General features: G+C 68.8%; 16 protein-coding genes. 4 read left to right on the top strand and 12 right to left on the bottom strand.

Annotated features, from left to right (window positions below; translation table 11 throughout):
• Window positions 1–688: 688 nt before the first annotated feature.
• Window positions 689–1,513 carry a hypothetical protein gene (locus C1729_RS02110; protein ID WP_129590646.1) on the top strand — a complete coding sequence of 275 codons (825 nt, stop codon included), beginning with the start codon at window positions 689–691 and terminating at the stop codon, window positions 1,511–1,513.
• 97 nt (window positions 1,514–1,610) lie between these two features.
• On the opposite strand, the gene C1729_RS02115 is transcribed toward C1729_RS02110, so the two are convergent.
• Complete coding sequence (locus C1729_RS02115; protein ID WP_102508278.1) at window positions 1,611–1,817, bottom strand: hypothetical protein; 207 nt, start codon at window positions 1,815–1,817, stop codon at window positions 1,611–1,613.
• A 214-nt stretch (window positions 1,818–2,031) separates the two neighbouring features.
• On the opposite strand from C1729_RS02115, the gene C1729_RS02120 reads away from it, so the two are divergent.
• From C1729_RS02120 to C1729_RS14260, 3 genes are all read left to right on the top strand, one after another.
• Window positions 2,032–2,526: a hypothetical protein gene (locus C1729_RS02120; RefSeq protein WP_102508280.1), complete on the top strand. Its 495-nt coding sequence runs from the start codon at window positions 2,032–2,034 to the stop codon at window positions 2,524–2,526.
• A 774-nt stretch (window positions 2,527–3,300) separates the two neighbouring features.
• Entirely contained in the window at window positions 3,301–9,756 is a 6,456-nt protein-coding gene (locus tag C1729_RS02130) for a DNRLRE domain-containing protein (protein ID WP_102508283.1), read from the top strand.
• A complete protein-coding gene (locus C1729_RS14260; protein WP_129590647.1) occupies window positions 9,753–10,547 on the top strand; it encodes a hypothetical protein in 795 nt (264 codons plus the stop codon). Before C1729_RS02130 ends, C1729_RS14260 begins: the two co-directional genes overlap by 4 nt.
• Window positions 10,548–10,766: 219 nt before the next feature.
• Here C1729_RS14260 and mobF read toward each other — a convergent pair whose 3' ends face one another.
• The 11 genes from mobF to C1729_RS02195 form a co-directional block, all read right to left on the bottom strand.
• On the bottom strand, window positions 10,767–14,435 hold the full coding sequence (mobF, locus tag C1729_RS02140; RefSeq protein WP_102508287.1) for a MobF family relaxase: 3,669 nt from the start codon (window positions 14,433–14,435) through the stop codon (window positions 10,767–10,769).
• 9 nt (window positions 14,436–14,444) lie between these two features.
• Window positions 14,445–15,560 (bottom strand): DNA cytosine methyltransferase, encoded by a 1,116-nt coding sequence (locus C1729_RS02145; protein WP_129590648.1) that lies wholly within the window; start codon window positions 15,558–15,560, stop codon window positions 14,445–14,447.
• On the bottom strand, window positions 15,557–16,234 hold the full coding sequence (locus C1729_RS02150; RefSeq protein WP_102508290.1) for a hypothetical protein: 678 nt from the start codon (window positions 16,232–16,234) through the stop codon (window positions 15,557–15,559). The genes C1729_RS02145 and C1729_RS02150 overlap by 4 nt, the downstream gene beginning before the upstream one ends.
• The gene (locus C1729_RS02155; protein WP_102508292.1) at window positions 16,231–16,770 is read right to left on the bottom strand and encodes a cytochrome P450 family protein; all 540 of its coding nucleotides are present in this window, start codon (window positions 16,768–16,770) and stop codon (window positions 16,231–16,233) included. Before C1729_RS02155 ends, C1729_RS02150 begins: the two co-directional genes overlap by 4 nt.
• Window positions 16,771–16,816: 46 nt before the next feature.
• Window positions 16,817–17,272 (bottom strand): hypothetical protein, encoded by a 456-nt coding sequence (locus C1729_RS02160; protein ID WP_165375399.1) that lies wholly within the window; start codon window positions 17,270–17,272, stop codon window positions 16,817–16,819.
• A 1,436-nt stretch (window positions 17,273–18,708) separates the two neighbouring features.
• On the bottom strand, window positions 18,709–19,059 hold the full coding sequence (locus tag C1729_RS02170) for a glutaredoxin domain-containing protein (protein WP_102508298.1): 351 nt from the start codon (window positions 19,057–19,059) through the stop codon (window positions 18,709–18,711).
• 322 nt (window positions 19,060–19,381) lie between these two features.
• Entirely contained in the window at window positions 19,382–22,234 is a 2,853-nt protein-coding gene (locus C1729_RS02175; RefSeq protein WP_129590649.1) for a DNA methyltransferase, read from the bottom strand.
• A gap of 63 nt (window positions 22,235–22,297) precedes the next feature.
• Window positions 22,298–23,095: a tyrosine-type recombinase/integrase gene (locus tag C1729_RS02180; protein WP_102508299.1), complete on the bottom strand. Its 798-nt coding sequence runs from the start codon at window positions 23,093–23,095 to the stop codon at window positions 22,298–22,300.
• 323 nt (window positions 23,096–23,418) lie between these two features.
• The gene (locus C1729_RS02185; protein WP_102508301.1) at window positions 23,419–25,053 is read right to left on the bottom strand and encodes an IS1634 family transposase; all 1,635 of its coding nucleotides are present in this window, start codon (window positions 25,051–25,053) and stop codon (window positions 23,419–23,421) included.
• Window positions 25,054–25,414: 361 nt separating this feature from the next.
• A complete protein-coding gene (locus C1729_RS02190) occupies window positions 25,415–25,891 on the bottom strand; it encodes a DUF421 domain-containing protein (RefSeq protein WP_102508302.1) in 477 nt (158 codons plus the stop codon).
• A gap of 24 nt (window positions 25,892–25,915) precedes the next feature.
• Window positions 25,916–26,425, bottom strand: coding sequence for a hypothetical protein (locus C1729_RS02195; RefSeq protein WP_102508304.1), 510 nt, complete (start codon window positions 26,423–26,425; stop codon window positions 25,916–25,918).
• Window position 26,426: the final 1 nt, after the last annotated feature.

Genomic DNA, 26,426 nt, shown 5'->3' on the forward strand with positions numbered 1-26,426 from the left:
TCGTTACCGTCAATGTGGAGGTCGACCGAGCCCACCAGGCCCATGCGGCTCGCTGCGTCGAGGAGCCCTTTGATGTCCAGGTGGTTCTTGTTGCCGGTGACCCTGGCCGTGAAGCGGAGTGGCGGTGGGTCGTTGCGGCCGCCCGGGGCAGGGCGACCTCGGTGCTTGTTGGTGTGCGTCGGGTAGCTACTGCCCCGACGCCGACGGGCGAACCTGGGTTGTGCTGGATCATGACGTCCTCCTTGGGCGTCGGCGCGGGGACCTCCCGTGCCGTTGACCGCGAAGCGTTGGCCGCGCGGCTGCGGGTGACCGTGTCGGGGCCTCCAGGGCGCGCAACAGACCTCCGGGCGGGGTTCGCACGGCGAGTCTTGTTGCCGTTCCGCTGCGGCGGCTTCAACTGGGGAGCAGGCCCGGGCACGTGTGGTGTTTCCTGCATGCCCTACTGCATCGACAGGAGCGCTGGCGGTGCGTTCGACCAGCGCAGTAAGGCCGTCGCGCAGCGCGAGCGTGCGGACCGCGAGGCCCTATCGGGCGTCGATGACCGGGAACGGCGGGGCGTACCCCTGCAACAGCACCCACGAGGATCGGAGTAGGTATGGACGAACAGCTTCGTCATGAGGCGGAGAGGGCACTGGAGGCCCTCGATACCGCCCAGAGCGCGTTCCGGCGGTCGGCATGGCGCCACGCCGTGGATAAGTTCACGCAGAACCACCCGACCGCGACGCTCGTCGTTGCCGCCAAGTTCTCGGCCGGGGACGAGAGCATCCCGATCGCGCTCTACGACGCACGTGGGGACCTGGTCGCAGACCTTGACCCGGACGACTTCCTGTTCGGGGTCAGGGAAGCGAGTCTCGACCACGAGCGGATGCTCCTGGACGCGCGCTCTCAGCCTCATGACGCGGTCGTGCAGCGCGCGATCTTCGACGCGATGGTGCGTCGCGCTGAGAACGACGAGGAGGCCGTCCACATCCGGGACCTGCGCACCGTCTACCTCTCCGACGTTCAGGAGTTCCTCGCCGGGGACAGCCCGAACGAGATCTCGCTGCGTCGCAAGCAGCAGAGCGGCATGGACGATTGGCGTCGCGAGATGACGCCGAGGGCCTGGGTGGAGGCGCGTCCCGTCGCGGTTATGGCCGGGATCGACGGACACGGCGACCACCACGGCGTCGTCTTCCCCGGGGAACCCTCAGGCCACGTGCACCCGACCGTCTGGGTCACCAAGCGCACGTTGCGCTACCTCAACAACGAGGCGAACCACGGCGAGCCCGACCACGAGGCAGCGGGAGAGCGACGGCTCGAGGCAGCTCTCATCCCACCGACGATGAACGTTCGCGTAGTCCACGACGAGCTCGCGGGCCTCGGCTACGACCAAGGGCTGGCTCTGTACGCCGTGCCGAGCTCGCTCCCCATCGTCATCCGCGGTTACCACCAGCCGGCGGACCACGCGCCGCCTACCACCACCGTCGAAGGGGCCACACCCTTCACGGTCGACGCTCCAGGACCGGACATGTGATCTGGCCACCCCTACGAGGGGCTCAGATCGCAAGATCTGGGCCCCTCGCCTCGTGCTCAGGGGCGGGCGCCGGGGGAGGCTGACGGTGCTCAATGGCTCAGCCGCCGGCGAAGAGGGCCGAGCCGAGTTGCAGGCCCAACGTGAGGAGGTTGGTCAGCAGGCCGCCGAGCCCACTGATGAGCACCTCCTCGGCCCAACGGCCGACCCGTCGCCGCGTGCGGGCGAACTGGCGAGGTCGTGCCTGCACTTGGTGGGAGCAGAGCGCGTGTGCTGCATCGTCGGCCGCGTGGACGTCAACGATCACCGCGCGACTAGCATCGCGACGGGAGGCGAGCGCGACGACGGCGATGATCGCGACGAGGGCAAAGGCAGCGACGGAAGGTTCGCCGACGGTGAGATTGAAGGAGACGCAGTAGGTAGTGATGGCGTACCTATGTGCGGCACTTCATCGGTGTCAGTGCGAGGGCCAATGGTGGCGCGCAACGGGCTACCCCTGACGCCGAGAGACGGAGAGTCCCATGAACCTTCCTGACCGCACCGAAGCCGCCCGCGCACTCGCCCACGCCACCGAGGTCTACGAACGCGCTGCCTGGGCACAAGCGCTCAAGGCCCTAGCCGAGCAGATGCCAGCGGCCGACGTCGTCGTCGTCGACGCCAGCGGCTTGGAGGAGATCACCTGGTACCCGGTGGTCGTGCTGGACAGTGAAGGCCGTGCGCTTCCTGCGCCCAAGGGCTTCCAGACCGAGTGCATCGAGCTCCTCGGCGCTGGCGACTCCAACCTGTTCTTCGAGGCGTGGCCGAGCGCGGCCGCGGCAGCCAATGCGCAGCTGGGGGAGAGCGCAGGCGCACTGGCCCTCGACGCGCGCTGCGTCTACCTCGCAGATCTCCGCGAGTATGTCGCGGGCGTCGACCCGCAGGTCACCCGGGCGCGACGGATGGGGATCACGATTCCGTCGCTCGCGGTGGCGTCGCTGGAGGTACACGCCGAGCAGTCGCCTGAGCACTCCCTGTAGATCACACAGCGAGAGGGGGCCCCACCGATGGTGGGGCCCCTTCCTGTGCGCCTAGGGTCCGGTCGGTCCCGTCTCCTCGGGCCCCCAGTCATCGAAGTCGGGGCCGCCGTTGCCGGGCTCCTCGTTCGGCACATCCGTGCGCTCTGCGCTCAGCGCGTGGGCCAGATCGGTCCAGGTCGCCAGGCGCTTCGCATCGGCCTCCAGAGGGCGTGGTCCGAGCAGGGAAGGATGCTCGACGTCGTAGCGGTCGCGGTAGACGGCGATCGCCGCGAGCAGCTGCTCCCGGCCCGGCAGGTAGGAGGCGACGTGGCCCGCCCAAGAGGTCGCCGCCGCGGCCTCGAGCAGGACACGGGTGCGTTCGGCGATGTGATCGGCGTTGACGCCAGGGCATCGTCGAGGCCCTGGTCCTGGGCGCGCACGGGCCGCACGAGATCCTCGAGCGCGACGCCGGCGGTCAGGTCGATGCCGTCGCGGCGTGCGTAGTTGTGCACGTGCACCGCCAGGACGGTGGCGTAGTCGGTGGTCGGCGTCGTGGAGGCGAGCCGCGCGACGAGCGCCTCGCCTCTCCGGGTGTAGCGCGCAGCGCAGGAACTTGCCTTCACCAGTTCTATTCAACCGCTTCCCATCGGCGGGTGATAGCACCTAGTCTCCTCTCAGCGTCCGGAGCGGGCGCGTCAACAGGGGCCGGCGGGGGGTCGGCGAAGCGGGGATGGCACAATGATGCGTTCTTCTAGTGTGTCGGGTCGTCGGGGTTGGACCTCGTCCTGTGCCGCAGTGGCTGCGGTCGGATCGCTCGCGGTTGCCGGTCAGCTGGTGCCGGGTGTGGCGGTGGCTGCGCCTGCGGCGGCTGAGCCGGTGAAGGTGACTTCGGCTGGGGCGACGAGCGAGGCCGCGGACGCGCTGACCGCGATGCTTGCGGCCAAGCTGCAGGGCTCGCGTGTGGAGGATCTCTCGGCGCGGACGGAGTCCTCCAAGCGGTTCGCGAACCCTGAGGGCACCTGGACGGTGGAGGACTTCGGCCTGCCTGTGCAGGTCCAGGACGGCGACGGCACCTGGCAGGAGATCGACCTGACCCTGGAGACGGGCAGCGACGGCACGATCTCCCCACGCGTGAGCGCCACCCCGGTCGAGATCGGTGGCGGGGCGCCCGGTGAGCTGGGTCGCACCGAAGTCGCCGAGGACGCGTTGCTGGCAGTGACGTGGCCGGGCGGGGACCTGGGTGAGCCGGTGCTGGAAGGGGCGACCGCGGTCTACAAGGTCGACGAGACCTCGGACCTGCTGGTGACGGCCACCCGCACGGGGATGAACGTGCGCCTGCGACTTAACGAGGCGCCGGCCGAGCCTGTGGACGAGGTTGTCCTCGGCCTGGAGGCGCGCGGTGGGGCGCTCGTCGAGCGCGACGGCGGCGTGGCGCTGCTGGACGAGGCTGGTGAGGTGCTGGGGCAGACTGCTGAGCTGGTGGCGTGGGACGACGCCGGTGCGGCTGGCGGTGCGGGGACGGAGGCCTCCGAGGTCGTCGAGCTGAGCCCGGAGCTGTCGAAGGCGACCACGCGGACCGAGCGCGTGGCCGGAGCCAGGCGAGCAGTGCGCAGCCATAAGCTGCGCCTGGGCGTCCCAGAGGGGTTCCTCACCGACCCGGCGACGGTGTATCCGGTGGTCATCGACCCGGACATCTCCTCGATGACGGGGCGTGGGGACACGTGGATGCGTTCGGGCACCGGCTCGAAGTCCACTGACTCTCAGCTCGTTGTCGGCAACACGACCGCGACGGCCGCTGAGGCGCGCACCTATATCGGCTGGGAGGTCGCAGACACCACGCGGCTGCCTGCGGGAGCCGAGATCCTCTCGGCGGCGATGCAGCTGTTCCAGTTCGAGGCGAACTCTTGCGTCGCGCGCCGGACGAACGTGCACCCTCTGGGGACTGCGTTCAGCGTGAGCGACACCTGGGCGAACCGTCCCACGGCCAAGACGGACACGGGGACCTCGACGTACTTCACCGACAACCGCGGCGGGGGGACGTGCACGTCCTCCAACGGCTTCGTCAACGTGCCGCTGACCGCGATGGTGAAGTACTGGCAGGCCAACCCGGCCAAGAACTTCGGGCTTGTGCTCAACGTGCCTACGGAGAACATCGGGGATGCGAGCTACTCCAAGCGGTACTGCTCGTGGAACGAAGACCCGAGCGCGTCGGCGTGCAACGTGCACTCGCGCGGGCCGAAGCTGGCGATCACGTACACCAAGACGCCGCCCGCGCCGGGCGCACCGACGTTCGTGAGCACGGGAACGGCCGGGTGGACGAGCAACCAGCGGCCGACGCTGACGACCTCGGGCAAGGACGCCTACACCGACGCGGTGAAGTATGAGATGCAGATCCTGACTGGGACGACGGTCGCGGCCTCGTGCACGACCGCGCAGGTGGCCTCAGGTGCGGCGGCGTCGTGCACGCCCGCGACCTCGCTTCCTGCGACCGGTGGGACGTCGTACACGGTGCGGGCGCGCACGATCAACGCGCACGGCAAGGCGTCTGGCTGGTCAGGCACGCGCGCGCTCGGGCTCGACACGGTCGCTCCGCCTGCTCCGACGATCAGCGCCACGGGCCTGAGCAACGGAGGCTGGAACGACGCGGCGCTGACCTCGAGCACGTTCACGTATACCGGTGGTGCGGCGAACAACGTGGTGCGGTACATCGTCCGGCGTGACGGTGGTGCGGAGACATCGCTGGCCTCGACGAGCTCGGGTCCGGTGACCCACGCGTGGAGTCCGCTTCCGGTGGGCGGGCACACGGTCACGGTGACTTCGGTGGATCGTGTCGGGAAGGTGTCTGCTCCGGCGACGTTCACGTTCGGCACGGGCAAGCCCTCGATCACGGTGCCGGGCGCGGGGGGTGTCAAGGCGACGTCGTCGGTGCGGGTGGAGGCTTCGGGTCCGGCCCCAGCTCCCGGTACGACTGTGACCGCCTACATCCGGTGGCGCAACATCGACGCCGGTTCGCAGACGTGGGGGACGCCAGCCGTCTTGCCCTCGACGGTCTCGGGCACCACTGTGCGCGTCGCACAGAACGTTGACGCCTATGCGGTAGCGGCCGCGATGGGTCGTGAGCGTCTGCACACGACACTGGAGATGCAGGTGTACTTCACCTACTCCCAGGCCGGGGCAGGTACGAAGTACACCGATGCGCGGCGGCTGTTCTATGTGCCGCACGCCTTCGGCAACGGCTTCCCTGTCGCAGAGGCGGGACCGGGGCAGGTGGCCCTGTGGACGGGGGAGATGCTCACCTCGGCCACCGACGTGTCGGTGCCGGGGTTCGGCTCGGAACTGACGGTGTCGCGCACGTATGCGTCCTTCGACAACGCTGCCAGCCTCCCTGGTCCCTTCGGACCGGGGTGGACGGCGTCCTTCGACGGCGCGGCCGGTGGTGCGGCGACGTATGACGTGGAGGACTCCACCGGCTTTGACGGCACGTTCGCGTTGGTGGACGAGGAGTTCAACGCGCTGTTCTACGGCCACCCGGCAGGCAGGCAGGCGGGTGCTCCTCGCACGGGCCGCTATGTCCCGCTGGACGAGGACACGGCTGGCACAGAGACGACTCTTGACGTCTCGGTCTCGGGGACGACCTACCGGCTGGTGCTGACCGAGGCTGACGGAACCCGGACGACGTGGGTGCGCACGGCTGTTGAGACGTGGGTCGTGGAGTCTGTCCAGGAGCCTGGCAGTGCCTCGGCGACGACGTTCGGACGTGACGGCGCGGGGAGGATCACGCGCATCGTGGCACCTGTGCCTGCCCGGAGCGGTGGTGCGATCACGTGCGTCGCGGGCGCGGAGCAGCCCGGGTGCCGGGTGCTGACGATCACGTATGCGACCACGACGACGGGCACGCAGGTCGCTGGTCAGGTCTCCCAGGTCTCCTACACCGCGTTCGACCCGCAGACGTCTGCGATGCGCACGACGGTCGTGGCGACCTATGCGTACGACTCGGCAAAGCGGTTGATCAAGGTGACCGACCCGCGCGCGAACCTGTCGACGTCCTATGCCTACGGCGGCCTTACTAAGGCCGGTGTGCCGCAGCTGGCTTCCCTGACGCCTGCGGGTCTTGCGCCCTACACGTTCACCTACGCGAACCTCACCTCGGGTGGGATGGCCCTGACCGACGCCCTGACCAAGGTTGACCGGGCCGCCGGGACGGGAGTGGCGGCGGCGCGGCTGGCAGCGTTCGGCTACTTCGTGCCGCTCAGCACAGGCGCGGATGTCTCGGCGACGTCGGTGGCGCGCTGGGAGCAGCCGGGCGCGCCGACTGCGGCGTTCGTCGTCCTGGGGCAGGACGCCCCGGCGAGCCTCAACGCCCAGGCCCTCAGCGGGACGAATGGCCGCTACGGCTCGTACCAGTACACCGACGCCAGCGGCTACGTCCTGAACACCGCCGACTGGGGTGGGAGCTCGTGGAACCTCACCGCGACCCGGTACGACTCCGGGGGCCGGGTGATCCATGAGCTCGACGAGCGCGGGATCGCCGCGATCCTTGACGAGCGCGCCGCTGGGCGGACTCCGCTGGTCGACTCCTTTGCGACGTTGACGCGGTTCAACGCGGAGATCAAGGCGGCCACCGCGATCACCCCGGCCGTGGGTGCTGTCGTGCCTGCGGGCACGGTGCTGGTGCCTGCAGGTGCTCGTGTGACGGACACGTGGGCGCCCGCGGTCGAGTACACGGGCGCTGACGGCACGGTGCTCCTGGGCCGGCTGCACACGCGTACGACGTTCGATGCGGGCGCGCCGAACTCCGGCATCAACCACAAGACGGGGCTGGCGTGGAACCTGGCGACCGAGCAGGTCACCTACCTCGTCGACGCAGGCGCGGGCACCACCGAGCCGGGCGGCGACGTCGATCTGACCGGCGCTGTGGAGGTCTCACGTGTCCGGACGGGTTATGACCCGATCGATGGTGCGAGCGTGACGGGGGAGACCTCGGGCTGGGTGCTGGGGGCGGCGACGTCTCAGACGACGGTGGACCCTGACGGGCCCGACCTGGTGACCCGCACCCGGTATGACGCGCTCGGGCGCACGCTGGAGGTGCGTGAGCCCACCTCGGACGGCACCGATGACCGCACGACCCGCTCGCTGTACTACACCGCCGATGCTCAGAGCGCCGGCGGCTTCACCGATGCGCGTTGCGGGGCCAAGCCGGCCTGGGCAGGCATGGAGTGCCTGACGCGATCGGCTGCGGGAACGGCGAAGAAGGCCGAGACGCTCACCGAGTACAGCCACTACATGGCCTCTGCGAAGACGGTCGAGTCGGCTGGAGGTGCCACGCGCACCACGACGACGACCTTCGACAACGCTGGTCGCGAGACGCAGGTCGCAACGACGGCGTCAGGGCTGACGGGTTCGACGGCGCGGCCCGCGATCCGGTACACCTATGACCCGGCCACGGGCCTGAAGACGGAGACCGCGACGGTCGACGGCGCGAGCGTGATCGCGAAGGTGAGTGAGACCTTCGACGGGTGGGGTCGCCAGATCGCCTATGCGGACTCGGTGACGGGTTCGGCGTCGGCGAGCACGACGTATGACGCCGCGGGGCGTGTGGCGTCCTTCACCGACGCGCTGGGCCGGGTGACGACGAACACCTACGAGCCCGTCACCGGCCGTCTGGTGGGTCAGGCGGTGGCGGGTGTGGGGTCGTTCACGGCCGAGTACTCGAACGTCGGGGACCTGGTGTCGCAGTCGATGCCGGGCGGCGTCGCGCAGTCCAGCGCGTATGACCGCAGCGGTCAGGAGATTGCCCTGTCGTATGCGATCAACGGGGTCGCGGCGTACAGCTGGAGTCTGAGTCGGGATGCGTTGGGGCGCATCTCGCAGATGAACGGGCCCTCGGCTGACGGGAACGGGCGGGTGCAGTCCTACGGGTATGACCGTCCGGGACGCCTGACCCAGGTCAAGGACATTGCCGCAGGGGTCTGCACGAGCCGGAGCTACGCCTTTGACGCGGCGGGGAACCGTACGAGCCTGACGACCAACGCTGGTGACGGTGAGTGCGCGGGTGCCAGCGACCTTGTGCGGTCGTGGAGCTATGACAAGGCCGACCGCGTCCTGAACGCCGGGACGGGCCAGGGCTCCTACGTGTATGACGCGCTGGGGCGGCAGACGCTGGTGCCGGCCGGGGACGCCCCGGGTGGGTCGGACATCGAGATCGCCTACTTCGACGACGACCTCGCCCGGTCGATCACCACAGGGGGGACGTCGACGACGTTCGACCTGGACGCGCTGGCACGCCGGTCGGTGACGACCACCACGGGCGCGGGCTCGGGTGTGGTGACGCGGGTGTACTCCGATTCCTCCGACAACCCGACCGGGGCCCGTGAGGTGTCTGGTGGGGTGACGCGCACGAGCTCGTATGCGGGTGCGATCGCCGGGGACGTGCTCTACACGCAGGTGGACTCCGCTGAGGCGACGCTGACGTCGGTGGCGATCGCCGACCCGATCGGCTCGGTCGTGGCAACCCATGCGCTCAGCGATGTCGGCGGCACGCGGACCGCTCTGCCGGGGAGCGGTTCGGGCCTGGCGGTGTATGACGAGTACGGCAACCGCGCCGGTGCCGGGGTGAAGGCCGGGGCACTGGACTACGGCTGGCTGGGTGGCAAGGAACGGGCCTCGGATCCCTCGGGGCTTGTGCTCATGGGGGTGCGCCTGTTCAACTCGGTCACGGGCTTGTTCACCTCGGTCGACCCTGTGGTCGGGGGCAACGAGACGGTCTACGGGTATCCGAGCGATCCTGTCAATAAGCTCGACCTCGACGGGCGCAAGAGTTGGTGGTCACGCAACTGGAAGAAGGTGGTCGTCGGTGTTGTCGTCGCTGCGGTTGTCGTCGGGGCTGTGGCGTGTGTCGCCGCTTCGGGTGGAGGATGCCTAGGTGCGATCGCAACAGGAGCGAGAACTGCCCGAGCGCTTCCGGGGGCGATTCGCTTACTCAAGGGGGTCAAGGCCGGTAAACAGGGGCTGACGGCTACGAGGCGGCAGAGCGACTTGGCCGGACGTCTGTGGACTCGAGGTCAACGAGCCAGCAAACCTGGGACCTGGGCGGGCCAGTCGTTCACGAGGTCGTGGTCTAGCCGCACGGGGAATCAATACCGGACGCCCACTGTTAAGAACAACAAGAGTTTCAGAGGGACGTACTCGAACTTTGAAAGCAAGAGTGGAGCCAACGTGCACGTGAGGATTAGGGGAGGGGCGCACTGGTGACCCGGCGCCAGATCTCCGTTCCCAGCGAGTTGTGGACCCTCGGGCAGCGGAGGTTCTTCGGGATGGGGCGAGACAGCGAGGGTGTCGAGTTTCTGTTTCGAGTCTCAGGGGTATCGGTTGAACTGTCTGCGGCTTCTAGGAAGAGGTGGTCGACGCGTTCGAGAACTGGCGAGTTGCGGAAGGAGCTGATGTCATTCGAATGGATCGCGACATCAAGCCGGGATGGGGGCGCGCTTCCTGCGATTGACGAGTTTCAGACGCCCGTTGGTGATCATCGCGAGTTCTCTGTCGAGGGCCTCGAATGCCATCGTTGGATTGTGAACGAGTCCAGTCTTGCAGAGCTTCGGGAAAAGGGACCGTCGGTAGCGGCCCATGTCCCTGATGTGGCGCGATCCCTTCGCGGAGCGCCAGCGCTGGGAGGCCTCGCAGTCGTCGGTGAACTTGATGCTGGAGACCATGGGCATGCGATCGTCGGGGTCACGCTCCTCGACTACGATTCCGTGGAGGATGGCGCTGGTTGGAAGGGAATCGAGCCAGCTTTCGAGACTGGCACCGGATGTGCAGGGAGGCCAACGGGCCTCGTGCCCGCGGCGATTGAACTGGACCTGTCGTTCGAGTGGTGTGGGAACCCGGAGCGATGTTCGCGCCGGCACAGCGATTCTTACCGGGGAGGTGCCGAAGGTGCCTACGGGGGGTATGGATCATTCATCGGTTCCGTGTTGCGCGATATGGCTGATGCTGAACGGAGCTGCTGGATGTCAATCCTTTGCGAGAGGCTTATCGTTCGCTGACACTTGTCGGCGGTAGCCGCGAAGGCGGTGTCGTGGGGGCGTCCGTGCATCCGGGTATGGCAGGTGCCAACGGAACTCGCGCTCTGCGCTCCGTGAGCCACAAGTTCTGAGAGTGCGCCGCCGGTCGATACAGCTCGGGTGGGGCAACCCGCGGACCGTTGGCCTCCGGCCGGGCACGCGGCCAGAGGACCGGGAGAACGGCCATGCCCTCCCGTCCGTCTACAGGTCTTGCGAGCCCGCCCCGTCAAGGTCTCGGACCTGAGGTGCAGGCGTGCTCGGGACGGCCTCATTCGTCGGAGTGGACGTCGCGGCTGAACTCTCCGCACTCAGGGCGCGGGCCAGTTCGGTCCAGGTTGCTAAGCGCGCCGCTTCGTCCTCGGCAGGGCGCGGCCCGAGCGGTGTGGGGTGCTCGACGTCGTAGCGGTCGCGGTAGAAGGCGATCGCCGCGAGCAGCTGTTCGTGGCCCGGAAGGTGCGGGTCGACGTGGCCCGCCCACGGGGTCATCGCCGCGGCTTCGACCAGGACGCGGGTGCGTTCGGCGATGTGTTCGGCGTTGATCGCCAGGGCCTCGTCGAGGCCCTGGTCCTGGGCGCGCACAGGCCGGATGAGATCCTCGAGCTCGACGTCGGTGGTGAGGTCGATGCCGGTGACGTGAGCGTACTTGCGCAGGCGCGCGGCTAGGACGGCGGCGGCGTCACGCATGTGCTCGAGGCCGTCGGCCCCGAACTGGGTCAGGAGCTCGTCGACGTTGACGCCGGCGTCGGTGAGCCGGTCGACGACGACGCCGAGCGTCGCCAGCCGAGGGGAGGACGCGACCGCTGCCGCGTCGGTTGCGGGCATCGTGGCGGCGATCTGCGCGAGGAGCGCCTCGCGTCCGCGGTCTGCGCGTTCGTCCGCGGCCAGGGACAGCAACAGGTCCCGCTCGGCATGCAGACGCGAGAGGGAGTGGTGCTCGCTCGTCCAGCGCTCGGAGGTCTCGTGGGCGGTGAGCTCGGCGCCGGAGGTGGAAATGATGCGTTCCAGCGTGGAGCGCCACGTGTCGAGATCAGCCGCCGCCACGAGGCGTTCGCGGTCGGGCGCGGGGTCTTGCTGGCCGACCCAGGTGGTGTTGGCCTTGCGGCCTCGGGTCATGGCGACGTAGTACGTCTCGCGGGTCATGGAGGTGTCTGAGGGCACGACGACGTGGCCGACGTCAACGGTGGTGCCCTGGGCGCGGTGGGCGGTGATGGCGTAGCCGAGCTCGCCGTGCTCGGCGAGGTTCGCGCGGGGGATGACGAAGGTGGCTCCGTCCTCGGTGTCGGTGCGCTGGGCGTGGACCTTGGTTCGGGTGATGGAGGTGATGCGTAGCGGGGTGCCGTTGCGGATGAAGTCCCCGCGGGAGTCGACCAGGGTGCGGTCAACCTTGCGGTAGAGGACCTGGTCGCCAACGCCGGCGTCGGCGCCGGCGCGCAGGGTGGCGAGCTGGGTGATGTCGACCTCGCCGGTGGCGCGCCGGTCGAGGGTGAAGCGCTGGTTGAGGTCGGCGACGGCGGCGTTGGTCGCGGCGATGAGGATCGTGGAGCGGCCCGCGGTCTGGTCGTCGCGGGCTGCGGCGTATGCGGCCTCCAGGATGTCCTCGTCGCTGCCGGCCTTGATGCGGTCGTGGGTGAGGTAGGTGTCGATGACGTCCGTGTTCCCGGCGCGCAGCGCGAGGGAGGAGGTCGGTTCCCAGTCCTTGTTGTCGGCTCCGTCGAAGCGCCACACCGAGTCCAGCGCCACGGTCGCACCGCGGCGCTCGAGCCAGCCCAGGACGCCGCCGGCGTCGACGGCGTCGAGCTGGGCGGGGTCGCCGACGAGCAGCACCTTCGCGCCGGCCTGCTCGGCCTGACGTGCGAGCTCGGCCAGGGCGTGCGTCCCGGACATGGACGCCTCGTCGACGATGAGGAGCTGGCCGGCGCGCAGCTGCCAGGACTCGGCCCGGGCCAGGGCCTTGGCGAGCCCTCGGCGGGCACCGGCGTGCCGGTGGGGCCGGGCCTCGTCGTCGAGGACCTGGTGCATCTCGGCGATGAACGCGGCGCGCTGCTCGGCGCCGGCCCCGACGGTCTCGTGCAGGCGCTTGGCGATCGTGGTGGTCTCGATGCCGGTCTCGGCACCCAGGACGGCTGCGGCCTGCGCCGAGGTCGTGACGCCAACGACGGAACCAGCGCCGTGGATCTCCTCCCATGCCGTGCGCACCGCGCGCATGGTGGTGGTCTTGCCGGTGCCGGCGGGCCCCACGATGGCCGAGAGACCGGCTGGGTCGGCGAGCACGGTGCGTGCGACGCGCTCCTGATCCTCGGCCAGGGCGAAGCCCTTGTCGGTGCGCTGCGCCGAGGAGGCTGCGGCGACCAGGCGCGCGGCGTCGTCGACGGTGAGGTGGGCGTCGGTCGCGGTCTGGGTGCGCGCCAGCAGGTAGGCCTCCGCGTCGAGGATCGCGGTGTCGGTGAAGACGCGGGTCTGATCGTCGTCGAAGATCGACCGGCCGCGCAGGGTCAGGCGCCCGTCGGCCAGCTGGGCGGCGCTGAGGCGGTAGCGGGTCGTGGAGATCTCCACCGATGCCCCGGCCACGGCGGTGGTGATCGCGTCGACGAGCTCGCGGCGCACCGTCGGACTCGGGCAGCGCACCGCGCGGGTGACGCGCTCGACCTCAGCGCGAATGTTGGCCAAGGTCCACGTCGAGCGGGTGGCAGCGACCTGGGCGTGGACGAGCGCGGCGATCTGGCCGCCGGCCTCGCCCGTCTGGGCGACGTCGGCGAGGATCTCGTCCAGGGTGAGGGACGCGAGGTGGTTGACGAGCGGGTCGTCGGGGTCCCGGTCGCGTCCGGCGACGTCGGGCGTCGTGGGGCGGTCCATGACACCTGCGACGAGCGCGGGCACGTCGATGCCGGCGGCTACGGCCTGCCCGCGCCAGCGCCGGCGGAGCTCGGCGAGCGGGGTGGCTTCGGCGTCCTTGGCCTTGCGGGTCTCGCGCCACGCCGTCTGGTGGATGCGCGCCAGGTCGCGGCCCTTGGGCGGGCGCCCGTGGGTCGCGCGGTACTCGCCCTCGAGCTCGGCCTGCCGGGCGCGGATCGCCTGGTCACGGGAGGAGAACGCTTCGAGCAGCGTCTCGGGCACGCCGACGGCGTCCAGGACGACCGCCGAGCTCGTCGAGGCGGCGCGGCCCTCGCGTTCGGCGAACTCGATGCCGCAGGTGCGGGCGAGCTCGTCGAGCAGCAGGTTCTCGTGGGTCTCCGACAGGGACACCGCGGCCTTGTAGGCGGCGCGGGAGTCCACGGTGAGCCACTTGCCGTCGCGGGCGCGCTGGACGCGGTTGGCGACGACGACGTGGGTGTGAAGGTGCGGGTCGCCGTCGCGGGTGTCGAAGTGGTGGAAGACGCCCGCCATGACACCCAGCGTGGCCTCGGCGGCCACGCCGCCGGATCCCGAGCGGGTCTGGAGGATGCGCTCCTCGAAGTAGGTCAGGGTCTGGTCGATGGCCGCGGAGTGCGCGGCCTGGATGCGCGCCCGCGTGGGGCCGTCGGCCAGCGCCCACAGCGCGGAGACGGACTTGGGCATCGTGAACGTCAGGTCGAAGCCAGCCACCGAGCCCTCCGGGCGCGCCTTGCCGCCGAGCTGGGCGCCGCTGGTGGGGTGGCGGAACTCCTTGAAGAGCCGCGAGGCCTCGACCCCGGTGATCGTCGCGGACATGTCCAGGCCTGCGGCTGCGGCACCCGCTCCCGCCCAGCGTCCCGGGGGCGTGCCGGTGGCGGCGTAGTAGCCGACCAGGTCCGGGCCTTCCGAGCGGCTCAGGGGGTTGTCGCCTGCGGCGACGGTGCTGAGCAGGTAGTCGACGCCGGCGATCGTCGACAGGCGGGTGAACTGGACGGTCATGGGGGCCTTTCAGAAGAGCGTGAAGGTGCTGGTGGCCTCGGAGAGGTCGTAGCCGAGGGGCGGGCCCTCGACCGTCGTGACGAGGGCCGTGTCCGGGGTGGATGGCTGGGGTCCGTAGAGAAGTTCGAGCTCGCGTGCGACCGGGGCGTTCGCGTCCAGGCCGAGCGTCCCGCCGAGGACCATGGCGGCCACGATGGGTGAGACGACGTCGCCGGCCTGTTGGAACTGGCTCGTGCGTGACCCTGTCCAGGGATAGTCGTGGCGGAAGCCCGACAGCAGCCCTGCTTCCTGCGGGGTGAGGTGGAGCCCGTCGTCCCGTTGCCATGAGCGGGCCCTGCCGGTCAGGCACCATGAGGGCTGGTCGGCACTGAAGGCGTTGCCTCCTGAGGAGCGGCGTTGCCCGCGCGTGACGACGTCGTGCCCCGCCGGCCATCCGAGCGCGTCGGCCATGGACCGCTCCAGGTGGCGGCCGTCGTGACCCACGTTGGTGGGGCGGTCGCGGTGCGCGACGATGAAGGTGCGCGCGCGGCGAGAGGGAACCCCCAGGTTGCGGGAGTCGATCTGCACGACGTTGAAACCCATCCAGTCCATCGCAGCGAACTCGGCGACGAGATCTTCGAAGGCAAAGTCGACGGCGGGCACCTGCTCCATGGCGAACCACTCGAGGTTCTCCATGGTCATCGCCCACGTCCCGGCGATCGCGAGCATCGCGGTGCGCGGGTCCATGCCCTCGATGTCAGCCAGGGCCTCCAGAGGCGGGATACCCCAGCCGATGCCCGTCCACACATCGAGCACGCTCTGGTAGTCCCGCCCGCACCCCTGCCGCTTGCCGGCCGGGGAGAAGGTCGGGCAGGGCGGGGACGCAATGAGGCCGGTCGCGTAGGGGTAGGAGGCAGGGTTGATGGTGGCGACGTCGACGAGCCTGCGGGAGTGCCCGGCGGCCCTGGCGGTGGCGCAGGCGTCGGGTGAGATGTCGAGCCCTTCGGCCTGGAGGTCGAGGCCGAGGATCCGCGCGCCCTCGTCCCAGCCTCCTGGGCCGGCGCAGAGATTGACGGTGGCGACCTGGCTGCGCCGCTCGGCCTCGAGCTCGTCGAGCAGGTCGATCGGCGCAGCCGCCCACGTCATGCAGGTCCCCACGGGAACGCCGTCGCCTCGCCGCAGGCGTGGTCGACGTGAGGCCCTGGGACGTAGGTGACGGATGGGCTGGGCCGAGGGACTGGGGCGGCGTCGGGGGCGGACCACAGTCCGTCCATGTCGAACAGGGCCACTTCCTCCGGTGCGCCGCCCGCGCCTCGGGAGCACGGGGCACTCAGGCACGCGGTGACGGAGTGTTCGAGGCTGGCCATGAGGTCCGCCTTGGCGTCGGTGAACTCGATCAGCCGTGCGGCGCGCCAGGTGGCGTTGAGTTCCAGGTAGGCCTGCCTGTCGTCGGCAGCGACCCCGCGACCATCGACGTGGATGCCGTGGGCGCGGGCGAGCGAGTCGGGCAAGTGAACGGGGTAGGTGTGATCGAGGACGCCGAGTGCGCGGAGCAGCACCTCGAGCTCGTCGCGCTCGTTGAGCGACAGGAGCCGAGCGTGCTCGGCTACGCGCGCCCACGGGAGGACCTCGCGGGCCTGGCCGACGGTCGCGCCCTCGGCGTCGATGACGACGCGCACGCCTCCGCGGTTCGTCTCCACGGCGCTTGGGTAGAGCGGGGCGCGTCCGGCCAGGCGAAGTGCGATCTGGTGCGTGTCGCACGCGCTGCGCAGCAGGTGGAGCTCGCGCTCGTCGAGACGGCGCGCGTGGGAGGCGGTCACAGGCCCGGCCCGTCGTGCCCGGAGCCGGTCCACGAGACGGGCACGTCCACGTTCGTCGTCACCGGCGACGGGGTCATGGGGTGGCCGTCGAGGTGCACGGTGAGCGCGCCCGTGTGGTCGGCCACGACGAGGTCGTAGCCCTCCGAGGTGCTCTCCACGTGCACTGTGACGACGGTGGCACCTTCGTCGTTGTCGAGGTCGACGCGTCCGTAGCGGTCGGGGTCACCGTCGGTGGGCCACACCGTCGGCTGCAGGCGCGCGCCGGTGTCGTACGGGCTGGGCGACAGGCTCGGCGCGGTGAGGCTTGCCTCGGTGCGGCGGTGCTCGTCGAGCGCGGCCTGGAGCACGTCGCGGGCCGTGTCCTGCTCGACCTGCCGGCGTATTGCGGAGGCGACGTCGTCGTCGGTGTAGTGGTCGGCGAAGTCGGGCTGCTCGCGCCACTCCTTCCAGAAGGTCTGGGCGTCGGAGACGGCGGTGAGCAGAGCCTCGGCGGTGTGGACGTCGACGAAGATGCGGCGGTTGGTGGGGGTGGTCATCGGAGGCTCCTGGGGTACTGGGTCGGGTTCATGACGACGCTGGTGGTCATCGAGCAGTGCGCTGGGCTGCGGCCGGGATGGGCAGGTGTGAGAGGTCGACGTACTTCTCCACTAGGTCCCGCACCGGTCCGTGGAACTGGAGCCAGCCGAGAGCTGCGTGAGCCTTGAGGAGCTCGGTGGCAAGCGTTCGGGCGTCGTCGTGTGCGGCGTCGATTTCGTCGACGAGAGCTCCGAGTTCCTCGGCTGCCTCGCGGGTGACCTTGCTCAGCGCGTTCTGCGCGGAGGTGGCCGTCGCGATCGCGGCGTTGCGTTCGGCACGGGTGGCCGCGACGCCTGCGGCCGCGAATAGGTCCAGGTCGACCAGCACCTCGGCGCGCGGCCGGGGGCGGCGCACGGAGCCGCGGCGTCGGGCGCGCCGCTTCTTCTCCCGCTCTCGGCAACGGTCCGAGCAGTAGCGGCGTACGGCCTGGGCCCCGCAGGGGCATCTACGTGTCGTTGTCATGCACCGACTACGCGTTCCTAGGCGTCCTCGCGGCCCCCTCAATCGGGGACACGAAGTGTCCCCGATTCGCCGGAGGTGCCAGAGGCCCGTGGTCGATCTTGCTGATATTGGAGGTGGGTCTCTGTGAGGTCCTCCTCGTGGTTGCTGTCGTGATCTTCGTCGGTGGGTCCTCGTCTCGTCGGTCGGTGAGCTCGTGCTCTCTCTTGGGTCGTCGTCTGTGGTGGCTCTCGTGCTGCGTGTTCCTTGGTCGGTGGGGTCCTTGGTGTCTGATCCTGCTCCTGGTCGTCGTCTCGTCGACGTCGTTGTCGACGACGCGTTGGTTGTCGGGGTAGGTCCAGCGCCGCAGATCTCGTGCAGGGGCCGCGCTCACCTGTCGTGGGCTGAGAGCGGACGGCGAGGCGGGGTCTGTGTGCGAGCGGTCGGGTGGGTCCCGTCGTGCCCCTGTGGGCGCAGCGAGCCGCGGAGCGGTGGGAGCTCGCGGCGTCCATAGGTGTGCGAGGGGTCATTCCCGTCTCCAGCGGGCCTGCGATGGCGGAGCACACAGGGGTGCCAGCGCTGATGAGACACGACGGCGGTCCGGTCCACCTCGGCGGGTCGGTCCACGACGGTGGCCCGGCCCAGGTCGACGGCCCACGCCGGCGGTCCGGCTCACGGTCCACGGCTCACGGCTCGCGGTCCACCTCGGCGGGTCGGTCCACGACGGTCGCACGGACCACGCCCCACGGTCCACGCTGGCGGTTCGGCTCGCGGTCCACCTCGACGGGGCGGTCCTCGACGGCCCACGGCCCACGGCCCACGGGCCACGGCCCACGGCCCACGGCCCACGGCCCACGGCCCACGGCCCACGGTCCACGCCGGCGGTCCGGCTCACGGTCCAGGACGGGTGGCCCGGCTCACGGTCCACCTCGACGGTCCGGTCCACGCTGGCGGTTCGGCTCGCGGTCCACCTCGACGGGGCGGTCCTCGACGGCCCACGGCCCACGGCCCACGGCCCACGGCCCACGGCCCACGGCCCACGCCGGCGGTCCGGCTCACGGTCCAGGACGGGTGGCCCGGCTCACGGTCCATCTCGACGGTCCGGCCCACGGCCCACGGCTCACGGTCCACGGCCCACGTTGGCGGTCCGGCTCACGGTCCACGCCGGTCGCCCCCGGTCCACGGCCCTCGTTCCACGGCTCTCGGCCCGCGGTCCACGTCGACGAGCTCGGTGCTGCTGCTGACAGGGCTGCACAAGTCGCGGGCGATGGCTACGGTCGGCGGTGACCTCATCGTCGCCAACGCCTCCAGTGGAGCCGGCGTCGCGCTCAGAGGCGTGTGGAATTACCACGGGCTCGGCAAGTAGCGTCCGACTCGACGCGCAGCCTGAACGCGAGGAGCGGTCGGGCGGGCATGAGGAAGCCCTGTCGCCGCGGCGACAGGGCTTCGTCGGTGTGGGCCTACAGTCTCGGCGCGTCTGGCCCGGGCATCTGAGCGGCCGGGGCGGCCTCGACGTGCGTCGTCGGGCCTGTGGCGGTTCGCGCCGGTGCCGCTCCGACGAGCTTGGCGGTCGCGTCGATCTTGTTGGGCCTGAAGCCCGACCAGTGGTCGACGACGTTGCCCTCGGCGTCCTCGACGAGCACGACGGGCGCCTGGAAGTAGCCGAGTGCCTTGACGCGCTCGAGCGCCGGCGGGTCCGCCGGCAGGTTGATCTGGGTGTACTCCATGCCGAGCTTGTCCATACGCGACGCGGTCATGGCGCACGGACCGCAGTTTGGCTTGGCGAACTCGGTGATCTTGTAGCCGGACATGGGGCCTCCGTCTAAGTCGGGATGATGCCCAACTACGCACTGGAGACACTGCTTGTAGATACTGCGGGTGGATAGTCTCACTGGGAAGGGGCCAACTGCATGGCTCCGCGCCCCGGCTCCGGGCCCCGATCGTCGCGTGTGTGCACAGACGTCAGCCCACGGAATCGGCTTTCGCTTACGCCCGAGCCTCACGGCTCGTACTATCCGTAGCTTACGTGCGAACGAGAGCTGTGCGAGACACGGTGCGGAAACCGGGAAACCGCGCACCCATACGCCAGCTGGCGGGCTGTTCCAACTGCTTGGGTCGGCGGCGAACTGTTGACTACAACGTCGGCAACGGGAACGCCCACGTCGACAGGCGCGATGCCACCCCAGGGACCGGACCTGGCCCCGTGACCTTCTGGCCAGCGGCCTCTGCCGCAGCCACGGAGTGGTTGAGCGCAAGCAGCTGAGGAAGAACGTCAGTGCCAAGCTCGAAACCGTACGCGTCCATCACGGCCGCATCGAGTGCGGAGTGCAGGTCCCGAAGCTTCGACTTCCCGGGCTTTCTCAGTACGTCGTACTGGTCGGCGAGAGTCACGCCCATGCGGAACGGCTGAGCGCGGTGTTCGACGATCGCCTCCGCGGCCTTCGCGACAGCAAGCACCTTGTCGGGAGTTGGGGCTTGCGGCCACGGGAAATGCGCTCCGACGGTCTTTGCCGTGTAGGTAAGGCGCGTCTCCAAGGTGGTGCACTTCGCTTCAAACCAGCGGGTGTGGAGGCTCGACTGAAGAACGCCGAACGAGTAGTCATCATCGAACGGGAAGGCGACGGCGCCGTCCGATACACGGATGCCCTTGCTGACGAACGTGAAGACGGGCCCGCGTTTCTCTGAACTGGTGCGTGTGAGCGCGATATACCGTTCGAGGCCGTCAAGCGCCTCGAGCATTTCCTCGCGTCTGTATCCGAGGCGCCACCATCGATCGGCGAAGCGAATATGGTGGACGTTCACGCGCGCATCCGGGTTCCTCGCGAGGATTCGCTCGTTGTCCGCAGCCTGCTCCCGCCCCCGCGCAACGCGCCGAGGCATTGCCGTCTGCTCCAGCGACTTCATGACCGACGGGTAATTGCGGTATGCCTCGTCCGAGTCGTCACAAGGCACATCGATCACCCAATCACGAACCTCGATGGTCTTGAGGAGCTCGTCTCCGCCCAAGACCGGGTGGATAACTTCTGCAGCTGCCTTCTCGGAACGTAGTATCGTGCGCGCCTTCTCGGCAGTGATCTTGAAGGCTGGCGCGATGCCGTAGGTCTGACCCTGGTAGAACGAGTCCTTGTTCGCTTGGAGCACCAGCGTGGCGGTCATGTCGGTCGCAGCGTCGAGGCCAGCGGAAATCTCGGCGACCTCCTCACGCAAGGTGGCGCCCTGAGTCCAAAGCACCCGTGTCGCCGGGGGAATCCCTCCCTTTTGCCAGTTTACAATGTCGACTGTTACTTGAGCGTCGCCTGACCACGGGATCATTTTGGCAGCCTCGATTATGACGCCATCGCGCGCGACCACGTAGTCGAGTGACGCCTTGCGGCCGTCGCCCTGATGGATCGACTTGGTAGCTACGAACCCCGCACGTGCGCCGTCGGGCAGGTGATCGTGGGCCTTGGGGAACCAGTACGTAACGAAGTCCGCTACTCCCTTGGGGCCGAAAGCCTCGTGGAGGCGGCCGACGTAATCAGCGCCCAAGTCCGTCGTCATCTTTCGGTTTCCGATGTACGGTGGATTTCCGATGATGACGTCGGCTCGAGGCCAGGGCGAGAACAGGGCGTCGGCAGTTACGATAGACGAGTCGAGGTTGTCGAGGGGAAGTACGCCGCCTGAGTCGCCGAACTCGTCTGCGGACAACTTCTTCCCAAGCATCATCGTGACCTTTGCGATCTCGACCGCAAGCGGGTTTATGTCGATGCCATAAAAGTTCTCAGGTTGGACGTAGGCGAAGGATCCCTGGTCTGGCCGTCCCGACATCTCAGCGAGCCGGCCGGTGATCTCGTGTTCGATTCGGCGCAGAGCCCGGTATGCAACATAGAGGAAGTTGCCCGACCCGCACGCTGGATCGAGTACGCGGTACTGCGATAGGTCGTGCAGCAGTCCGCTCAGCGCCTTCTGGGTCGTAGCGGCCGCGATGCGCTCGCGCCACGGCTCGACGATGCACGGGCCGACGACCCGCATGATGTCGACCTGGGAAGTAAAGTGTGCGCCCAGTGCGTGTCGTTCGTTTGCATCGAGCGACTGCTCGAAGATCGTGCCGAAGATCTCGGGTCGCACGGAACCCCAGTTTTCACGACAGGCATCTCGCAAGAGATCGACTTCCGAGCGGCTGAGCTCCTGGGGGGAGATGTGTGCAAACAGGCCGCCATTGAAGTGTGGGGTTCCCGCAAATCGACCTCCGGCGGTGATGCCCGGCGTGTTCATCTCGCGAAAGAGCCCACCGATGAGGTCGTAGGCATCAGCCCCGTCCTTGGCATCACGGAGTGCCTCGGTGAAGGAGTGTCGAGGCAGCAATCCAGTGTCTTCAGCAAACATTGCCATTACACACTGGAGAATGAAGCGCTGCGCAATCTCGCGCGGGACGTCACGTTGAGTCATGGCTCGGAAAACTGCGGCGACCTTGGCAGCAGCGGTTCTGGTGACATCGACCAGATCGTTGCCAAAGACAGGCTTCAGTTCGCGCGGAAGCAAGAAGGCGAGTGCCTCCCAACGCTGTGGAAGATCGATCAGTTTGACACGGTCGATCGGCTCGTCGAGCTGCGTCTCGAAGTCATAAATCCAGAACTCGTCGAAGTTGCATAGCAGGACGTAGCGAGGTCGCTCGGGTACGGAGCGGGTCCAGTAGTCGAAGGCTTGCTGGTAGTGACGTGCCAGGGGGGTACCGGACCTCTTCATCTCGACGATGACGCGCGGCTTCCACATGAGGTCAGCGAACGAGACGCCCCGAGACCCAGGACCCTTCCGGATGCGTGACTCGAACTGGGCGCCGGCTTCCTGCACCCCCGCGTGCCCGAAGGCTCGGAACAGTCGATCGAGGAACGACTGCGCCTCGCCCTTCTCGTCCCCAATGAGATGGTCCTGCCGCCAAGTGACGAGAGCGGTCAGTCTCGTACGGAGCTGAGCGGTTGCCGGGTTCTGCACCAGCGTTTTTGCCATGTGTGCACTGTACGCGGCATCAGGCTTTGACTCACAAGTCGGTTGCGGTCTACGGTCGCGCGGCTACTGCGCCGCGGCGACGACGGCGCGGAGCTTGTCGTTCGAGATGCGCGTGTAGCGCAGCGTCGTCTCTGGCCGCGCGTGTCCCATGACCTTGCACAGCGACAGCAGATCTGGGTTCTCGTCGTAGGAGCGAGTCGAGAACCGGTGCCGCAAGGTGTGCCCGGTCCATGCTCCGGGCAGCACTCGGCTCATGAGCTTGCTCACGTGACCCGGGGACAGGTGTCCGGTGGGGGAGCGGTCTGAGGGGAACAGGAACCCGCGCGTGCTCGTCAGCGCGTTGATGATCATGTCGTCGAGCACGGGGACGTCGCGCTTCTTGTCGCCCTTGCCGACGACCCGGAGCAGCTCGCCGTCGAAGGCCTCGGCGTGCACGGATGCGATCTCGGCGCATCGCAGGCCTCCGAATGCGGCCAGGCGCAGCATGAGGGTGGTGCGGTCGTCCGCGGCGGACAGGGCGACTGCGAGGACAGACTCGGGGGCTGGACGTGGCGCGGGGGGTGGGACCGTGATGGGCGCCAGTCGCAGTGCGGGATCGACGTCGATGTAGCCGGAGAGCAGCGCCCAGCGGTAGAAGCCCACATAGGTTGTTCGCGCTGTCTTGGCCGTCTCGGCCGACCACTGACCGGGGGAGAGGGCGCGGTTGAGGTCGCGGATCGTTACGTGCCACGGCGTCGCAGCGAGCTGGGACAGGTGTCGCAGGTAGTGCCGGTACACGCGGATCGTCGACGCCGCGCGGCGGGCCGCCTTCAGCGCGTAGACGTACTCCTCGATTGCCGCGGCCCAGGTCTCGGGCCGCATGACGACCTCCCTGTGGGTGATGGTGGGGTTCGCCGGGATCCTAGCCTGTAATGCCTCCTGACCTGTGTGTTCACTTTCTTGCTGTGGATAGCTCAGCGCCCGGAGGCGGCGGCAAGGAGGGTGGCGGGTGCGGGTCGGCGGGCGGATCTCTCCTCGTCGAGCACGATGACCTGCGCAGACGTGTAACCGGACGGTCACTGGTTCAAGTCCAGTCGCGGGAGCGTCAAAACGGCCCCTGGCCTGCGGAAACACTCCGCGGTCCAGGGGCCGTTCTCGTGCGTGAGCGGGCCTCGCCCCCCCCGACCTGAGTTGGGTCAAACGCCTTAGTGCCCTGACGACGGTGTCCTGAGCGCGTCGAGCAACGCCTGCTTGTCAGCCGGGATTGCGGGGGCGACGTCGGTGACGACGCCCCCAGCTTCGATGGTTGCTGAGCGCAATGGCCGTAGATCGCGCAGAACCTTGCGGATCGAGAGGCCCGTGCGGTCCTGGATCGTGCGGGAGACCGCCAGTGCGGTGAACACGATGGTGAGGTGGGCCTCGATGGCTTCGCGGGTGCGTGCGAAGAACGGACGGGCTCGAAGGTCCGTCTTGGACATCCGGAAGGACGCCTCCACGTGCCACAGGTCGTGGTAGCTGGAGATGACCTCTCCGGCTGGCATGATCGCCGCGGGGATGTTGGTGACGTAGCCCTTGAGCCCGGCCACCATCCGGGCCCGCGCAAGGGCGGCCTCGTCCAGGCTGCGGGCGCTGCCGGAGGTCTTGACGAAACGCGTGCCGCGGGCGGCCTTGTCGCCCTCGATGACCGCTCGGGCGCGGTTCTCCTGCAGGGTGAGGGTCTTGTTGTCCCGGACGAATCTCTTGGTCGAGTACGCCCACACCGCCCGCCATGAGGCCGGGGTCCCCTGCGCGCTCCAGACCGGTTCGGCGCGCTGCTGGGTGTCGTTGTCCGCCCGTGCGCCGCGATGCTTGGGAGTGAGGGTGTCGATGATCTGCCCCTCGACCATCGCGGTGCCGTTCCAGCGGTAGTGAGAGGCCAGGTCCAGCGGCGCGGAGGTCTGACGGGCCCCGACGATGAAGGACAGCCCCGCATCCTCCAGCTCGTGAAGGTTCTTCGCCGAGAGCATGCCGGCGTCTGCGACGACGACCATGGCCTCGATGCCGTGGCGGGCCTGGAAGGACTTGATGATGGGCACAAGCGTGTGAGTCTCGGCCTTGTTGCCCTCGAAGCAGCCGATCTCGAGCGGGAACCCGGTGCGGTCCACGAGCAGTCCCACGACAATCTGCGGGTCGACCCGGCGCTCCTTGGAGAACCCGACCTTGCGCAGGTCGTCTTCCTTCTCGGCCTCGAAGTACAACGTCGTCACGTCATAGAGCACCAGCGAGATGTCTCCGCGGCTGCGTGCGTGAGCGAAGCAGGCGGTGGCGATCAGGTCCCGGTAGCGGCCGTCATGGGCGCGCTTGAGCGTGCGCTTGCGCGTCGAGAGCGACGCCGACACTCGACCCAGGTCAGCAAGGACCCGGTCGACGTCGAGCAGGGAGGTGGGCTCAACGATCCGCGCGATGACCAGGTCCCGAAAGGTCTCATCGGCCACGACGTCGAAGCCGAGGTCGTCGAAGACTCCCGCAAGGACCTCATAGAGCAGCCCGGAGAAGGAGCGGGTCACCCGTGGGGGACGCGCCGGCCGGCCGCGGGGCGCTGGTGGCTCCGGGAGAAGTTCAGGTGCGGTCGGCTCGGGCAGCAGCGCAACGTGGCGACCCGTGGAGTGCAGACCCAGATCAAGCTGCATCTGAGCGTCGTCGACGATCAACCCGTCGGCTTCCTGCAGGAGCATCGCCAGCGTGACCTCGTCGTGGGCTGAGCCAACATGGCGCACGATCCGGCGTCGGCCCTGCACGGATTCCACGATCTGCACGGCCGTCGCGCCCGACGCCGTCCGCACTCGCCGGACCCACACCATCCCTGGAGAATACTTAGTGCCTCAACCGAGGCANGCTGAGCCAACATGGCGCACGATCCGGCGTCGGCCCTGCACGGATTCCACGATCTGCACGGCCGTCGCGCCCGACGCCGTCCGCACTCGCCGGACCCACACCATCCCTGGAGAATACTTAGTGCCTCAACCGAGGCAACAATCCACAGAATCGCGCGCATCATCGCAGGTCAACGAACCGCGCTCTTCCGGCTGTGGAGAACGTGACCCAAGTCAGGCCCGAGAACCCCTCGGGAAGCTTCTCGGAAGCGCCCGGAGTCACTGCACGGGCACGGCGAGCTCGTGATCGCTTGTCGTGCCGGACGCCGTGCGGGACCCCGGGGTGGGGTCAGCCCGCTTCCGTCCCGTCGGCCGCTCCGGACGTCCCGTCAGTCGTGAAGAACGAGATCTTGCCGTTGGGTTCGAGCACGGCGAGCCGGACTGTGTCGAGATCCTCGATGCCTTGCTGACGTGCGGCTCCGAGCAGGTCGTCGTAGGCGAGGCGTTCGCGGCGCAGGGCTCCGCGGTCGGTGACGCCTCGGGTGACGACGACGACGGGTCTGCCCGTGACGATCGCGTGGAGGCGACGGGATCGCGCGTTGAACCAGGCGAGGATGATCGTGAGGCTGGCCATCGTGCCGACGGCGAGGATCGCTCCGGTGACCGAGGAGTCCTGGCCTGTGACGCCCTGCTGGACGAGGTCGCCCATGGTGATGAAGACGATGAGCTCGAACGAGCTGAGCTCGCCGAGAGTCGAGCGGCCGACGACGCGTGTGATGGCCCACAGGACGAGGAAGACGACGGCGGCGCGGACGACGGTCTCCACGGAGGCCTCCCGAGTCTGTGATGGTCAGGGGATGAGGCGGGTGCGGATGCTGACGGGTGCGACGAAGTTGCCGTCCGGGGTGACGACGGCGACGGTCCCGGCGGCGTCGGTGTGGTGCAGGGCGCGGACGTAGGCCTCGATGTCGATCGTCAGCGTGTCGCCGTCGGGTGGTGTGAACGTCAGGTAGGTCCACGAGGCATCGCGGGTCTGCTCGGCGGGTTCGGGTCCGGTGCTCTGCTGGTCGAGGATCCGGAGGTAGTCCGAGGTGACGGCGACGACGACGTCGTCGTTGAAGCCGCCGGCGCGGTGGACCGTGATCGTCACGGGGACGTCGAGCCCGGCGCGGGCGACGGCGGCGTGGCGGACGCTCACGGTCCAGCCGTCCTGCGTCGCGGAAGCCTCGGCGGTGCGCGTGCCGAACGCGCCGAGCAGAGCAGCACCGATGACGCCGAGCAGCGCGATGGTCCCCGACGTGCGGATCAGCCACGGGGTGCGCGCCATCGGCTCGACGTCATCGACCGTGCTCGACGTCATG

The sequence above is a fragment of the Sanguibacter massiliensis genome (assembly GCF_900240335.1).
GTDB lineage: Bacteria > Actinomycetota > Actinomycetes > Actinomycetales > Cellulomonadaceae > Flavimobilis > Flavimobilis massiliensis.